This is a genomic window from Hymenobacter sp. NBH84, from assembly GCF_014217645.1.
Taxonomy (GTDB): domain Bacteria; phylum Bacteroidota; class Bacteroidia; order Cytophagales; family Hymenobacteraceae; genus Hymenobacter; species Hymenobacter profundi.
Genome location: NZ_CP043644.1, coordinates 692,898 through 707,190, shown reverse-complemented (window position 1 = coordinate 707,190; position 14,293 = coordinate 692,898). Strand labels below are relative to the sequence as shown.

Annotated in this window: 13 protein-coding genes; 9 read left to right on the top strand and 4 right to left on the bottom strand. The window is 50.5% G+C overall.

Annotated features, from left to right (window positions below; all coding sequences use genetic code 11):
- The first annotated feature begins 4 nt into the window (after window positions 1-4).
- The 5 genes from F1C16_RS02970 (at window position 5) to F1C16_RS02950 (ending at window position 4,710) form a co-directional block, all read left to right on the top strand.
- Complete coding sequence (locus F1C16_RS02970) at window positions 5-1,447, top strand: CBS domain-containing protein (RefSeq protein WP_185282887.1); 1,443 nt, start codon at window positions 5-7, stop codon at window positions 1,445-1,447.
- 349 nt (window positions 1,448-1,796) lie between these two features.
- Window positions 1,797-2,984 (top strand): PfkB family carbohydrate kinase, encoded by a 1,188-nt coding sequence (locus F1C16_RS02965; RefSeq protein WP_185282886.1) that lies wholly within the window; start codon window positions 1,797-1,799, stop codon window positions 2,982-2,984.
- A 260-nt stretch (window positions 2,985-3,244) separates the two neighbouring features.
- Window positions 3,245-3,718, top strand: coding sequence for a hypothetical protein (locus F1C16_RS02960; protein ID WP_185282885.1), 474 nt, complete (start codon window positions 3,245-3,247; stop codon window positions 3,716-3,718).
- A gap of 22 nt (window positions 3,719-3,740) precedes the next feature.
- Window positions 3,741-4,346: a 7-cyano-7-deazaguanine synthase gene (locus tag F1C16_RS02955; RefSeq protein WP_185282884.1), complete on the top strand. Its 606-nt coding sequence runs from the start codon at window positions 3,741-3,743 to the stop codon at window positions 4,344-4,346.
- A 58-nt stretch (window positions 4,347-4,404) separates the two neighbouring features.
- On the top strand, window positions 4,405-4,710 hold the full coding sequence (locus tag F1C16_RS02950) for an Arm DNA-binding domain-containing protein (protein WP_185282883.1): 306 nt from the start codon (window positions 4,405-4,407) through the stop codon (window positions 4,708-4,710).
- On the opposite strand, the gene F1C16_RS02945 is transcribed toward F1C16_RS02950, so the two are convergent.
- Window positions 4,707-5,782, bottom strand: a protein-coding gene (locus F1C16_RS02945) for an IS3 family transposase (protein WP_258049008.1) whose coding sequence is annotated in 2 segments (ribosomal slippage) — window positions 4,707-5,533 and window positions 5,533-5,782 — 1,077 coding nt in all. Because the reading frame shifts where the segments join, the coding sequence is not laid out codon by codon here. The genes F1C16_RS02950 and F1C16_RS02945 overlap by 4 nt on opposite strands.
- 79 nt (window positions 5,783-5,861) lie before the next feature.
- Between F1C16_RS02945 and F1C16_RS02940 the strand changes: the two genes are divergently transcribed.
- The 4 genes from F1C16_RS02940 (at window position 5,862) to F1C16_RS02925 (ending at window position 10,644) form a co-directional block, all read left to right on the top strand.
- Window positions 5,862-6,920, top strand: a complete 1,059-nt coding sequence (locus tag F1C16_RS02940) for a tyrosine-type recombinase/integrase (protein ID WP_185282881.1) — start codon at window positions 5,862-5,864, stop codon at window positions 6,918-6,920.
- A gap of 627 nt (window positions 6,921-7,547) precedes the next feature.
- Entirely contained in the window at window positions 7,548-8,480 is a 933-nt protein-coding gene (locus F1C16_RS02935) for a DUF6625 family protein (RefSeq protein WP_185282880.1), read from the top strand.
- Between the two features lie 246 nt (window positions 8,481-8,726).
- A protein-coding gene (locus tag F1C16_RS02930; RefSeq protein WP_185284206.1) for an IS3 family transposase occupies window positions 8,727-9,850 on the top strand; the annotation gives its coding sequence in 2 pieces (ribosomal slippage) (window positions 8,727-9,018 and window positions 9,018-9,850; 1,125 coding nt in all).
- Window positions 9,851-10,218: 368 nt separating this feature from the next.
- A complete protein-coding gene (locus F1C16_RS02925) occupies window positions 10,219-10,644 on the top strand; it encodes an STAS/SEC14 domain-containing protein (protein ID WP_185282879.1) in 426 nt (141 codons plus the stop codon).
- Window positions 10,645-10,660: 16 nt separating this feature from the next.
- On the opposite strand, the gene F1C16_RS02920 is transcribed toward F1C16_RS02925, so the two are convergent.
- From F1C16_RS02920 to F1C16_RS02910, 3 genes are all read right to left on the bottom strand, one after another.
- Complete coding sequence (locus F1C16_RS02920; protein ID WP_185282878.1) at window positions 10,661-10,984, bottom strand: hypothetical protein; 324 nt, start codon at window positions 10,982-10,984, stop codon at window positions 10,661-10,663.
- 547 nt (window positions 10,985-11,531) lie between these two features.
- A complete protein-coding gene (locus tag F1C16_RS02915) occupies window positions 11,532-13,844 on the bottom strand; it encodes a cation-translocating P-type ATPase (protein WP_185282877.1) in 2,313 nt (770 codons plus the stop codon).
- A gap of 154 nt (window positions 13,845-13,998) precedes the next feature.
- Entirely contained in the window at window positions 13,999-14,280 is a 282-nt protein-coding gene (locus F1C16_RS02910) for a GNAT family N-acetyltransferase (RefSeq protein WP_185282876.1), read from the bottom strand.
- Window positions 14,281-14,293: the final 13 nt, after the last annotated feature.

Below are 14,293 nucleotides of genomic sequence, written 5' to 3'. Positions count from 1 at the left end.
AACTATGCCTATTCCTGCTGGTCAACTAGTTAAGAACCAACAACTTTTATCTGTTAGTCTTGGAACAACGCTCGATCAGGCCCTGAAGCTCATGATTAAGCACGAGTTTAGCCAGCTTCCAGTCATTGACAAAGACAAGAAGCCGCTAGGTATAGTCACTGGCGACTCGATAGCACGTGCTCTGTTAAGGTTCTCAGGTGCTTCTATTGACGATTTACAAGTCAATGACGCCATTATTAAGCTACCTACTATCACGGTAGATGAAGATTTGCTATATATAATTGATAATCTGTTAAAAGCCTCCGCTGTGTTGCTTATAGATGGCAACGGGACTCTAGTAAATATTCTTACTGCCTATGACACTACACAATACTTTCGGAAACGAGCTGAAGATATTGTGCTACTTGAAGACATAGAGAATACTTTAAAATCTCATATCAAGCTTGCGTATACTCCAGAGGAGCTACAAGATGCTATTAATGGTTTAGGTGGCTCTTGGGACGATGTTCGAAAAAGAGGTGATAATTCTGTTAAGGCTCTATGTAAAGAGAACAACATCGAGCTTACACAAGATGAGATTACTGCCAAGGTCGATAAGTTCTTTCCTCCTCGTACTAAAAAAGACAGAGACCTTGACGATCTTACGCTAGAGGAATTTATCCAACTAGCGGAGAAAGAATGGCCGAAATTTGAGCAGGTATTTGGAGTAGGTAAGAGAAAGAAAGATGCTTGGTCGAAAATGATGCGTGAAGTCCGTAATACACGCAATGATATCTTTCACTTTCGTGGCGAAGTATCGGCTGAGGACCGTCATAGCTTGCGCTTTTGTGCAGATTGGTATGCTATACACCAACCATCACAAAATGAAGCGAATACGCAGCAAGAAGAACCTATCCCTGTGGAGGCTGAGTCAGTTCCAGTTCCAAGCGAAGCTGAAATGTTGGCTTATTCTAATGTAGATTCATTAACTCAAACTTTAATAAACAAAATTTTTTCACCCATAAAAGTCGCTTATTCAAGTGATATAAAAACAAACATATCTATTGAGAATAAATATATTCCATTCGTTAAATTCTTAACAGAAGATATTAAGGAGCAAACGAATATTATTGATACTACGATTGATGCTATTGAGAAATTAATCAAACAGCCTTTACCAAGAGCAGCTCGAGAGCATAGCTCCTGGTGGCTTGATTACTCCTCACAGTCCAGAGAATGGCTTCTGGCTGGTTGGCGCGTTGAATCAGTTAATCTAAGCTTGCAAAGAATCCGATTTTATCGATGGTCTTATCTCATCAATGTTGATGATCCAGAACAGGTTACCAAGTGGTGCTCTAAACTAGGGTGTACAGAACAAGAGCTACGTAAGGTCATAACATACCTAGGACGCAACTTATCTACTGAAGTAGAATACTATCTAAATCTTCAAACAACTCAAATAAACTAGTAGTGTATTATGGGTGGGTTTCCTGAATTTTTTAAGCTATCTGCAACGCCATTATCCGACACTAGCAAAGATTGCCATTGCAGTAGCCTAACGACGCTAGCCTCTCCTGATATGGAGGCATTGAGTGATGTAGAAGTAGGTGATATCTTAAAGATTGTTGGTAGCAAAGCAACTCTAGCTCTAAACGTTTTGAACAAGGAAGAAAAGATCTGTGGAAGTATTATCACTTCTATTAACAGAATCAGAACGTGTATTGATCAAGGAGTAGAGTTTGAGGCCAAGGTTATGGCTTTGAATGGTGCCGAATGTCAAGTGTTAATTCAGAACGTATAAGCTTAAGTTACTAGTAATGCTAACTATCGTTGGGGGTACCTATAGAGAAATTTGTGAAGAACCAGTGTGGAACGAATTGTATGGCTCTGGCTTCAGAGCAGCAGTGGCTCTTGCTGGGCATATACCCGATATCAGTTTCACCACGTGTGTAGGGACACAAGACGTAGCTGATCTTCAAGTTGTTTGTGATATATACAATATCAAGCTCGAAGCCGAGCTTATAGAGGACACCGTAACGTTTGAATATCGACACCCACTTGCTAGACCGAAGTGGTACTCATATGAACTTGAGAAGCCGGCTAGAAGAGCTTTACCTGAAGTAGTTGCTGACAATATTCTATTATTTGATCTAATAGAAGCTTCTGCAATTGTGCATGGCAAGCGCGTAGTATATGACCCTCAGTCGGGCGCTCCAGTATCATTTAGAAGTACTGGTTCTACGGCTAAGCAGCTAGCGTTAGTACTAAATAGTCGTGAGGCACGCTCCCTCTTTGGTCAGATGGATGCGGAAGATTTGGAACACGTTGGACGCAGTTTATTGAAGAGTGAGGGTGCAGAGGTAGTTATTATCAAAAACGGCGCACAGGGCGCTCTGGTAATCGAACCGGATGGCATTCAATCTATACCCGTATTTGAAACCCGTTCTGTCTTCCCGATTGGCTCAGGCGATATATTCTCGGCTGTTTTCGCTTGGCAATGGCTTTATGAACAAAAGTCGGCTACTGAAGCTGCCTTGCTAGCCTCACGCCTTACCGCTCAGTACTGCCAGTTTAAGTACCTGCCTTTGCCAACTACCCCAGATGAAGATTTCCCGGCCCTAATCTCAAGTTCGGAAGCAAAAAAAGTTTACTTGGCTGGCCCATTCTTCACCCAAGCAGAACGTTGGATGATTACTGAATGCCGAAGTAAACTATTAGACTTTGGCAATCAAGTTTTCTCACCTTACCATGACATTGGAATAGGCCCAGCTGAGTATGTTGTACCCAAAGACATTGCTGCTATAGAATGGTGTGATGTTGTGTTTGCTGTACTAGATGGCTTTGACCCAGGTACCGTTTTCGAGGTTGGCTATGCTAAAGCGTTAGGAAAAAAAGTAGTTGGCTTAGTTGCCAATAATCGTACACATGACTTAACTATGTTTATGGGTACGAATTGCGAAATAACACGCGATTTTACTACTGCTGTGTACAAAACTTCTTGGTAAAGGCTCCAGAACAACTAGCACAATAACATGCCTTTACTAATGAATAAGTTCTATAAAGAGAGATTGGTGTCTATCTTATAAAACACTCATTCTTCTCCTTATATAAGGAAGTGAGTGAGCCCACTTAGCACTGTAAATAAAGGGCTAAGAGTACTCATAACATACTTTAGTTAGGTATATATATAAAAGAGTGCAAAAATTTCTTCACATGGTTATGCTAACAACGCAGGAATAACCATATCTTTAGATCGAAGGTCCTATTGATTTTAGTAGACCTTCTGTCTTTTTGTCTTTCTTATATTTATCTAGTTATGGGTGGAGGTAGCAGTTTTAGCAGCACTAGTGTCAGTGAACGTATTAAATTACCCCCTAGACCAGTACACAATCCAGCATCCTTAGAAGATGGAGAGCTAGGCGCTGGCGGTGCTGGTGGCGTTGGGGAGGGCATTGGAGGAAATGGCGGCAGCACTGATGAGTGCTCAATTAGTCCATTTGAAACAACTTTAGCGAGTCCCAAACCTTTAGCTATAAGCAAAACAAAGGAGGGGCAAGAACTATCTGTTGTTGCGCGTGGTAATAGCGTTTATGTGATAAGTAGATTAGATGAGGAATGCGGCGTTATCCTAACGAATGCTGCTAGGCTTTTAAAATGCCTGCAGAAGAAGCGTAGATTCAAAGCCATTGTTATAGCAAAGAGTATAGCTGAACTTCGTGTAGAAGTGCATAATGCTTAATTAGTTATATCAATAACCTAGTATGAAATCAGCTTTACTGCTCTCGGGCGGGATGGATTCTATTGCCCTGGCTTATTGGAAACGTCCTGCTATTGCTATTACCATAGATTATGGTCAGTTACCCGCTAAAGGTGAGATTCGTGCTGCTACTGCTGTTGCTGAAGCCTTGGGAATTAAGCATGAAATTCTACGCGTAGATTGCAAATCACTCGGAGCAGGTGATTTAACAGGTGGTGTTCAGTTAGATGCTGCACCGAGCCCAGAGTGGTGGCCTTATCGAAATCAACTTTTGCTTACTATGGCTGCAATGCGTGTTATTCACTACGATGTGCAAGAGCTCATGATAGGTACTGTTGCCTCAGATGAGACACACCGGGATGGTCAAGCGCCATTCATTGAGCTTATAGATCACCTGATGGCTTTTCAAGAGAGAGGCATGCATGTTACAGCTCCCGCACTCAACCTCAGTTGCGTTGAGTTAGTCAAGAAATCCGGTATTTCCCGTCCGTTACTTTGTCATGCACATTCTTGCCACAAATCAGATATCATGTGTGGCGAATGCCGTGGTTGTATTAAGTATAGGGCGACTATGCAGGAGTTGTATGAGGAGGAAGGTTTACGATACTGAATATGAGAACTGCTAGTGTGAATACACATTAGCAGCCGCTTTGGCTTATACTTGCCCAATGGAAATCACCCGCCAGCTGCGCAAGGATAAGATCAACAAGAAGGGGTTTGCGCCCATTCAGGTCACCGTCTGCTGGGAAGGGAACCGCCTGCGCGTAGCTACCGGCGAGCGGGTACGCCCCGAGCACTGGGACGAGGAAGCCAAACGGGTGCGTGCCGTGCCTGGCTCCTACAACACGCGCATCAACCCCAAACTCGATAAGCTGCACAACGTCGCTGAGCAGACCCAGCAAACGGCCTACGAGCAACAACAGCGCCTCTTGTACGCTTCCCTATTGAGTAAGCCAGTGGTTAGTAGAGGTTAAGCCGCTTGTTTAAATTCGATAGGTGTCATAAAATGCAAGGCTTGGTGGGGCCGTTGGGTGTTGTAGTCGAGCATCCACTCGTCCACTAGTTGGCGAACATGAGCCAATGAGCGGAACAGGTGCGCGTCAAGCAGTTCACGCCGAAAGGAGCCGTTGAAGCGTTCGATATAGGCGTTTTGGGTCGGCTTGCCGGGTTGAATCCAGTGCAGGACAATCCCCTGCGCCTCGCACCATTCGGTCAACCGGGTGCTAATGAACTCGGGACCATTATCGGTGCGCAGCTGCGTAGGGCGGCCATGACACTCGACTAGGCGCGTCAGTACCTGCACTACCCGACTGGCAGGCAAGGAGAAGTCGATTTCCACGCCTAACAACTGGCGGTTGTAGTCATCGAGCACGTTCAGGGTCCGAAACCGACGCCCATCCGTCAGCACGTCACTGGTAAAGTCGAGTGACCAGCACACGTTAGCCGTCGTGGGCACCGCTAAGGGCTGCTTGACGCGGGCGGGCACCCGCTTTTTCAAACGCCGGGGTAGGTGCAGGGCCAGCGCCCGATAAATACGCAGGGTGCGCTTATGATTGATTATCAAGCCGTTTTTGCGCAAGCGGTGGTGTAACTTCCAAAATCCCCAGCCGGGGTGCCGACCCGTCAAAGCCCGCAACGACTGCTCTACGGGCTCATCCTTATGCCTCCGTGCCACCCCTCGATAGCTGCCACGCGAGAGCCCCACCAGGGCGCACGCCCGCCACTGACTCCAGCCTGTACTTACTAAGCCCTGCGCTGCCTGGCGCCGCGCCGCAGGGCTACTTACTTTTTTCGCAGGATCTCCTTGATCGCCTGATTCTCTAGGCTTAGGTCGGCGAACATCTGCTTAAGCTTTCGATTCTCTTCTTCTAAGTGTTTGAGCCGGGTCAGCTCGGCCACACTCGCGCCTGCATATTTGCTCTTCCAAGCATAAAAGGTGGCTTCGCTCAAGCCGTGCTCGCGCACAATCTGGGCGACGGTCTGCCCACTGGCTTGTTGTTGCAGAATGGCCACAATCTGGGCTTCGCTGAATCGTCCCTTTTTCATGTCTCAGTTGTCAGGTAGTGAAAATACGCTTTTCTCTGCTCACAACTGGCTCCCTAAATGGGGAAGCCTACACCTCTCTGTGGAGCAACTGGAAGCCGCTCTGGCTCCGGTGCTCCACCCAGAGCAGGCCATAGCTCCTACCCCACCGGCCGCCCCCGTAGACTTTCTGGAGTTGATGGACCGCTGGATTGACGAGTACCGGCGCAAGCTGCACCCGCGCACCTACCGCCCTACCTCCGAAAAGACCATTGCGGGCCTCAAGGCCACGCGCAGTCGCTTCGCACAGTTCGCGGAGGCCAAGCAGTACCCGCTCACGCTAGAGGGCATGAATCTGGACTTTTACAACGAGTTCCGCACCTACCTGATGGATGAGCTGAGCCAAGGGCTGAATACCTTCGGCAAGCACATCAGCCGCCTTTCCACCTTCCTGGCTTGGTGCGAGGAGCAGGAGTTGCCCGTCCACCGCCAGTACCGCAAGTTTGTGGCTCCTTCGCAGTACGTGGGCGCCGAGGCCCTCACTGAGCACGAATTGCGCCGCATCCGCGACCTAGACTTCCGGAGCGGCGAGGTGCAGGCCCGCCTACTGGCCCTGCGCGGCGAGCGGCGCGAGAAGGGCAATACACCCGGCCAGTGGAGCTACCAGCAGTGGGCCGCCCACGTAGAGTTGGCCCGCGACAAGTTTCTGGAGTGCTGCTACACCGGCCTGCGCATCTCCGATGCCGAGCGCCTGAGCTGGCACCACGTGAAAGGCCAGATGATACATATCAAGTCGGAAAAGACTGGTGGCGAGTGCTACATTCCCTTCTACGACGATGACGTGTTCCGCATGGTCTCCCTGGCCCAGCACTACGAGCACCGCACCCACGGCGACTTGCTGCTACCCATCTGCTACCGGGTAAATGAGTTTCTGAAGGTGGTGCAGCAGCTGGCCGGCCTCACGCGACTGAATCTGACGACCAAGCTCGGTCGCAAGACCTTCGCCACGCTCAAGCTCTACCAAGGTGTACCTACCCGCCTAGTGATGCAGGCCACGGGCCACACCACCGAGAAAGCCTTCAACCACTACGTGGGCGTGGATACCATTAAGCTGCTACAGGAGTTCGTACGCAAGTCGCCGGGCATGCGCAGGAGCGCGTAAACTGGGTGGCAAATTGGGTGGCAGTTTTTTGGGGTACGGGTTCTTTTTATCTCCCACGCCTTGCAGTATAATTGCGTTTTTAGCTAATTTAGGGCATCTTGCTAGGAATAGACAAGAACCTATGACCACCTGTTTATTCCTGGCGCGACCACTAACACACGGAAAACGGCCTCTACATAACGTAGAGGCCGTTTTTGTTACCGACTGGTAAAACATTTAATAGGCTAGGGCCTCCCCCTACCCTATTTTCTATGGCTGCTCTTTCCTTCGTGTCAAATTTTTCAGCACTGGCATTCTATTTACACTCAGCGACAACTCGTATAGGTTCCGTCTCTATACTAGTGCACCTTTTTACTTCCTCTGCGAGGCACAGGCTACTCAGGTGCAAAGGAAGATTTCGACATCATTGCCAACGAGAGGGTAGTCGAGTGAGCGCAGCAGGGCAGATGGTGATGGTGGTAGATGTGATGGGGAAATAGCTTTGACATATTGCTGACGTAAAATCTGGAGCTTATACAAAATAATCATGTCACTTTGTATGTGACGGCAACAAATAAAAAATAATACGATAATATTGATAGTGATATACCGTTCGCTATATCACTATCAATAAATAAATAGGAATAAATGAATAGCATTGCAATAATTATCAGTCATTTTGGTCTCCTACCAAGATATTTAGACTATTTTTTACAATCTTGTTCTTATAATAAGAATATTACTTTCTTCATCTTTACCGATCAAGTATTCGACGTTTATCCAATTTACACAAATGTGCGTTTTATTCCATTTTCCCTGGCACAATTCAACGCGTTGGCAACAAGGAAAATAGCGAAGCCTGTTCAAGTGGCAAAAGCCTATAAGTTATGCGATTTCAAACCTGCATACGGCCTGATCTACGAAGACTATATAGAATCGTATGACTTCTGGGGGTTTTGCGATACTGATATGGTTTTTGGTGACACAATTAAGGTGCTCACGCCACAGTTGCTAGCGGCTCACGATGTTATTTCGGCTCATCCTCAATATGTTTCTGGGCCCTTTACACTCTTCCGAAACATACCAGAAACGAAGAGGCTATTTTTAAAGAGCAACGACATCGACCGCGTACTGACTGAGCAGCGAACTATGAAGTTTTGTGAGGCAAGTAATGCGATACAACACTTGTGGGAAGGGTATGACCTGTTTGATTTTCCAAGTGAAATCGAGAGCATGACCCACCTGCTGAAAACGCCAAAAAAAGGTGATCTACGCGTGTTGTTTAGTGATATGATTACCGAGCGATTGCAACGTGAAATTACATGGGAAAACGGCCTGCTATTCGATGATAGAAAAGAGATATTTATTTTTCACTTTATTATCTACAAAACCAAGACATACTTCAACATATCAACTTGGACTAATCCGCGCAAGTTTTATTTTACCAAGTGTGGTTTCTTTTTAAATACAATAAGAAGTTATACAGTGTGTTGGGCTATTTCTATTTTGTTGAACATCAGCTATAAAAGCAAAAGGAAGATAACCCAATGGCAAAAAATCGGCATTAACTATATCCGCTAGAGGTTGATATAACACAACGCCCCGACCAGCCGGCCGGGGCGTTGTGTTGCTAGGATTTTTTTGCTACCCGGCGTGTACGATTGTCAAGTTGAGATACGCAAAAGATCCTTCATAGGCTCAGCATGACTGGGGTGGTCAAGTAAAAACGGACAGGGTGCTAAGATAAGCTTGACCGCTCCCTGACCTCTCCCCATAAAACTAGTCCACGCTAAACCAGAGAAAATCAGGCATTGCCGTACCTTAAAAATTAGAGACACTTGCCCTGAAAAGCCCAAGTTTACCGAGGCTCAAATCGTATTTGCCCTGCGCCAAGCGGACACGGGCGTGGCTGTCGCGGAAGTATGCCGGAAGATGGGCATCAGCGAGGCCACATACTACAACTGGAAGAAGAAGTATGGTGGCTTAGGCGTGTCCGAGTTGCGCCGGTTGAAGCAGTTGGAAGAAGAGAATCTACACCTCAAGCAGCTGGTAGCTGATCTGAGCCTGGACAAGCAGGTGTTGCAGGACGTGCTCAAAAAAAGTTTTGAAGCCCCAAGCAGCGTCGACACGCGGCTCAATACTTAATTGACGCCTACCGGATGTCTACACGCCGGGCCTGCCAACTCGTGTCGCTCCGGCGGTCGAGTTGGTACTACCAGCCGCACGGGTGGGATGACACAGTCTTGCGCCAGCGCCTGCGGGAGTTAGCCCAGGTTCGGATCCGCTATGGCTGTCAGCGCCTGTTCACGCTCTTGCGTCGGGAGGGCTGGCCGGACAACCACAAGCGCGTGCACCGCCTTTATTGCTTGGAAGGACTGCATTTACGCTGCAACTCCACCCGCTCCAGCCGGGCGGCCGCTCACCGGCTGGAGCGGGTGGAGTTGCAGCGACCACACCAGAGTTGGAGTATGGATTTCGTGGCCGATCAGCTCTTCGAGGGGCGCAAAATCCGCGCCTTAACGATAGTGGATAACTTTAGTCGCCAATGCTTAGCCATTCACGTGGGGCAGTCGTTGAAAGGCGAAGACGTGGTGGCCAGCATGAGCCACTTGCAGCAAGCGTTAGGCGTGGTGCCCGAACGCATTCAAGTCGACAATGGCAGTGAGTTTATCAGTAAGGCGCTGGACAGGTGGGCGTACGAGCAGCACGTGACGCTCGATTTCTCCCGACCCGGCAAACCCACAGACAATCCGTATAGTGAATCGTTCAATGGCAGCTTCCGGGATGAGTGCTTGAACGTACACTGGTTCCTGTCGCTGGCCGATGCGCAGGATAAAATCGAGCAGTGGCGACAGGAGTACAATAGCTTTCGACCGCACAGCTCGTTACAGAATTTAACGCCCGAGGAGGTAGTGGCTGCGGCCACTACGGTCGAGCTTCAAAACGCCTGATGCTCTACTTTTAAACGGTCCAGTAAATAGGAAAAGGCCGCAGCCCTTACCTCGGTGGACTTTCTGGCATTGATAGACCGCTGGATCGACGATTACGTCCACCTACTCACAACTAAGAAGTTTCTTCTACGTTTCTGCTCCTAGCAGTCCGCATTGCCCAATACCTGGATAACCAGTAGGAAGCGCTATTGAACTTGCCGAGCACTTCACTCACCGAGTTTTCAGCGTTTTTCTTTTTCCTTACCGTTCTTTGCGCCCCTGTATTGTTAAGCCAGAAGGTGAGCCAGCATAATGCTACCCTATGACTAATCAGACTATACACTCACTGTGTTCCATCATTATCATAAGGCGCTAGTTGCACTGTCCGTATGCCAACAGAGTTAATCAACGGATTTGGTAAGGTCTACCTTACCATTGAGTTCGACACAGCGAATAACTGGGTATATAACAATTGGATTGGCTATCAAACCTATGTGGGTATCATAGCCGGGGCTGATGCCTGCTTGCATCCCTTGCGAGACCACGCCTGCTCCTACCTACTCAATGATAATCGGCGGGTTATTGGTCCTTGGGACCACGCCGTGGAGTGGCTGGTTACCAACTGGGCGCCCCGAGCCATCAGTCAGGGCCTTACACATTTTGCGCATATTGTCAGCTCGGAGTCATTGGCAGCACTTTCTGCCGAGGCCATGCACATTGGTGTCAATGGAAAGCTACAGATGCGGATGTTCGATGATGGCGACGCGGCCCAGGAGTGGCTACGGCTGGCCCAGCGGGCCAGCCGCAAAGCCTAATGAACATGCCCCCTACTTACACCACGTAAATGCTGCGTAGCCAGCGCACTGCCGGCTCCACTTCCGTGAAAAACTGGGCCGTAAGAGCGGCCGATGCATCACAGGTAGTTACTTTGGCTATTGCTGCCCTGGTCTGGCTGTTGCGGGCCGGTATGATAGCCCGGTGAGAATAGTTGGTTTCACGCACTACCGTAGGAGTCCATTCGTGCATGAGCCAGTTTACATCAGCGGGCGACGGGGGTAGCATTTCGCGATGGTCAGTTAGTACCAGTGAGGCTTGCGTGATGATTAGCAACGCCTGTATGTACCGGAACACTGCCCGAAATTCAGCGCTGTTCATTGGTTGCCCGGTCCAGCGTACGTGAATGTAGCTGTCGGCCAGCCACTCTACTTGGGCTTGGCTATTATGAAAGCATAATGCACTAGGCTCGGATGAGGAAGAGCCAAAAGGGCTAGCCGACATCATACCCATATGAGGTTTAAAAGTCAGCACTGGCGAGGGAGCAAGAGGGCGGAGAAAGGAGTGCATACAATCGTAATGTGATGCTAAGGTTGCTACTTCCTCTTCCAAAATCAAAGAACATTCTGCAGTAATTGTGACAATAACTATTTATATAAATTATATGAATATATAATCTGACAATAACCATAAGTTATTTATAATCAAGATAATGACTACCAGATAACACCTCAAGAATACACTCATGTTACTCATATATCTATATTTATACCATTATGGAGGATAGAATGAATGCAACTAATTATATAGTTTAACCAGTAAAATGGGAAAAAAGGGGGCATCCGCCGCCTATAAACGCTGTTTTGTCCATTTTCTCCTATCCAGCACACTATAATATGATGCGCTGGAGTAGCAATTTCTAAACTCCCTACCCGCGAAAACCACGCAAGCGCAGCGAGTTGGTGAGCACCGAAACGGAACTAAGTGCCATGGCAGCTGCTGCCAGCATGGGCGAGAGCAACACCCCAAAAAAGGGATATAACACGCCCGCCGCAACAGGAATGCCCAGTGCATTGTAAACAAAAGCGAAAAATAGATTTTGGCGTACAATGCGCATTGTTTGCCGCGATAAGGCAATGGCAGTTACCACGCTTCGCAGGTCGGCGCGCATGAGGGTGATGCCGGCGGCTTCCAGGGCCACATCGGTGCCGGTGCCCATGGCTAGGCCCACATCGGCCTGCGCCAGCGCGGGAGCATCGTTGATGCCGTCGCCCACCATGGCCACTACCCTACCCTCTTGTTGTAGGGCTTGCACCTGGGCCGCTTTATCTTGGGGTAGCACCTCGGCAACGTATCGCCGGATGCCTACCTGCGCCGCCACGGCCTGAGCCGTTTGGGGGTTGTCGCCGGTCATCATCACCACTTCCAGGCCCAGCGCCTGTAGCTCAGCAATGGCCGCGGCAGAGGTAGGTCGCACGGTGTCGGCCACGGCTAGCAGGCCGGCAGCCTGCCCATCAAGGGCTACGTAGAGTACGGTTTTGGCCTGTTGCAAGAGCGTGTCGGCGGCCTGGGACAGGGTGGGGGGTAGGGTAATATTGGCGTCGGCCAATAGGCGTTGATTACCAATGAGCACGTGTTGGCCTGCTACTACTGCGCGGGCGCCATGTCCGGCTACGGCTTCAAAATCAACTACTTCCAACGCAAAATCCACTGACTGCTTGGTGGCGTGTTGCACTACCGCGGCCGCTAATGGGTGCTCCGAATGCCGCTCCACGGCGGCTACCAGCGCCAGCAGATGCGCTTCGGGGTAGTCGGGTGCGGTTACGACGTCGGTTACGGCTGGCTGGCCGTTGGTGATAGTCCCGGTTTTGTCGAGCAGGATAGTGGTGACGGCGTGGGCTTTTTCCAAGGCTTCGGCGCTACGAATGAGCACCCCATGCTCAGCCCCTTTACCGGTACTGACCATAATGGCCGTGGGCGTGGCCAGCCCCAGCGCGCACGGACAGGCGATAATCAGCACGGCCACGAAATTGATGAGCGCTAGCGGCAGGCGCATTCCGGCGGGAGCCAGCAGAAACCACGCAATGAACGTGAGCACCGCAATGCTAATAACCGTGGGCACAAAGATGGCGCTGATGCGGTCGGCGAGGCGCTGAATGGGCGCCCGCGAGCCTTGCGCGTCTTCTACGAGTTGCACAATGCGCGCCAGCATGGTTTCTTCTCCTACCTGTGTTACGCGAAAGCGGAAGGCTCCGGTTTTGTTGAGCGTTGCGCCGAATACAGCGTCGCCGGCTGCCTTTTCTACGGGTAGGCTTTCGCCGGTGAGTAGGCTTTCGTCGAGGGCAGAGCGGCCGTCGGTGATGACGCCATCGGTGGCCACTTGCTCGCCGGGGCGCACTGCTACCACATCGTCCACGTCGAGTTGCTCTACGGGGAGGTCAACCTCCTTGCCACCGCGGAGTACGCGGGCCGTTTTGGGCTGTAGCTGCAACAGCGCGCGCATGGCATCGGAAGTGCGATTTTTGGCGCGGGCTTCCAGTACTTTGCCTACCAAAATAAGGGCTATAACGGTAGCCGTAGTGTCGTAGTAGGGCTCGGGCATCAGGCCATGCGCCTGGAAAAAGCTGGGTGCCAGCGTCACGGCTAGGCTGTACAGAAACGCCGCGCCGGTGCCTACCGCAATCAGCGTATCCATGTTGGCTGTGCGGTGGCGCAGGCCCTTCCAGGCCGAGACGTAGAACTCGCGGCCGCTGTACAGCACTACTGGCAGCGTGAGGACCAGCAGCAGGTAGTTGAGCCACTGCATGTTGATGCGAGCCGACAGCGCGGGCCACAACATCAGCATCGACAAGGGCATGATAACAGCCGTAAGAGCAGCAGCTACCCACAAACGGCGCTTGAGGTGATGGTAGGCCTGAGCCTTTTGCTGGTCCAGCGCGGCCTGGCGGTCGGTGGCGCTGGTGTCGGGCCGCCGAGCGGCTACGTCGTAGCCGGCGCGGCGCACCGCCTCGCGGAGCACACCCGGCGAGGCCGCGCCGGGCTCGTACTCCACGGTAGCCTTTTCGGTGGCGTAGTTGACCAGCGCCTGCGTGACGCCCGGCGTGCGGCGCAACGACCGTTCGACGGCGGACGCACACGCCGCGCAGGTCATCCCCTCGATGTCGATGGTAACAGATGCGGTAGGACCAACAGAAGCGGGCGGGGCAGCGGGTTGGGGTGCGGCGGCAGGTTGCGTATCCATAGGAATAGGAAGTTCAGATTGATAGCAAGGTCCCGACTTTCTAGGACTAGGACTTCACTATCTACATAAACCAACAAAGGATACCCCTCGGATGTGCGACATTCGCCGGGCAACTGTACAGAATTCTGGCTTACCCTGGCTACGTTGCTTTCCCCTACCCCAACAAGTCCTGGTATTCGTCGTGGTGCTCTTGCACAAATTTCTGCATGAACTCGCAGCTGGTGCGCACCTGTAGCTTTTGCTCGCGGGCAAATTCCAGAGCACGGCGGGCCATGGCATCGGCTACGCCCTGGCCGCGCAAGGCTTTATCAACGAAGGTGTGGGTGAAGTCGACGACACCTTCGGTGGGGAAACTATACGCCAGTTCGCCTTGGTGGCCGTCGATGGCGACGGTAAATTCCTGATCCTGGGTGTGGTGCTCAATAGGGAAAGACATACGCAGAAGATGT

Excerpts from the sequence above, each read along its gene's own strand:
- F1C16_RS02920 (WP_185282878.1), bottom strand. The coding sequence starts at position 10,984 with ATGAACAGCGCTGAATTTCGGGCAGTGTTCCGGTACATACAGGCGTTG.
- F1C16_RS02965 (WP_185282886.1), top strand. The coding sequence starts at position 1,797 with ATGCTAACTATCGTTGGGGGTACCTATAGAGAAATTTGTGAAGAACCA.
- F1C16_RS02955 (WP_185282884.1), top strand. The coding sequence starts at position 3,741 with ATGAAATCAGCTTTACTGCTCTCGGGCGGGATGGATTCTATTGCCCTG.
- F1C16_RS02935 (WP_185282880.1), top strand. The coding sequence starts at position 7,548 with ATGAATAGCATTGCAATAATTATCAGTCATTTTGGTCTCCTACCAAGA.
- F1C16_RS02925 (WP_185282879.1), top strand. The coding sequence starts at position 10,219 with ATGCCAACAGAGTTAATCAACGGATTTGGTAAGGTCTACCTTACCATT.
- F1C16_RS02915 (WP_185282877.1), bottom strand. The coding sequence starts at position 13,844 with ATGGATACGCAACCTGCCGCCGCACCCCAACCCGCTGCCCCGCCCGCT.
- F1C16_RS02950 (WP_185282883.1), top strand. The coding sequence starts at position 4,405 with ATGGAAATCACCCGCCAGCTGCGCAAGGATAAGATCAACAAGAAGGGG.
- F1C16_RS02970 (WP_185282887.1), top strand. The coding sequence starts at position 5 with ATGCCTATTCCTGCTGGTCAACTAGTTAAGAACCAACAACTTTTATCT.
- F1C16_RS02910 (WP_185282876.1), bottom strand. The coding sequence starts at position 14,280 with ATGTCTTTCCCTATTGAGCACCACACCCAGGATCAGGAATTTACCGTC.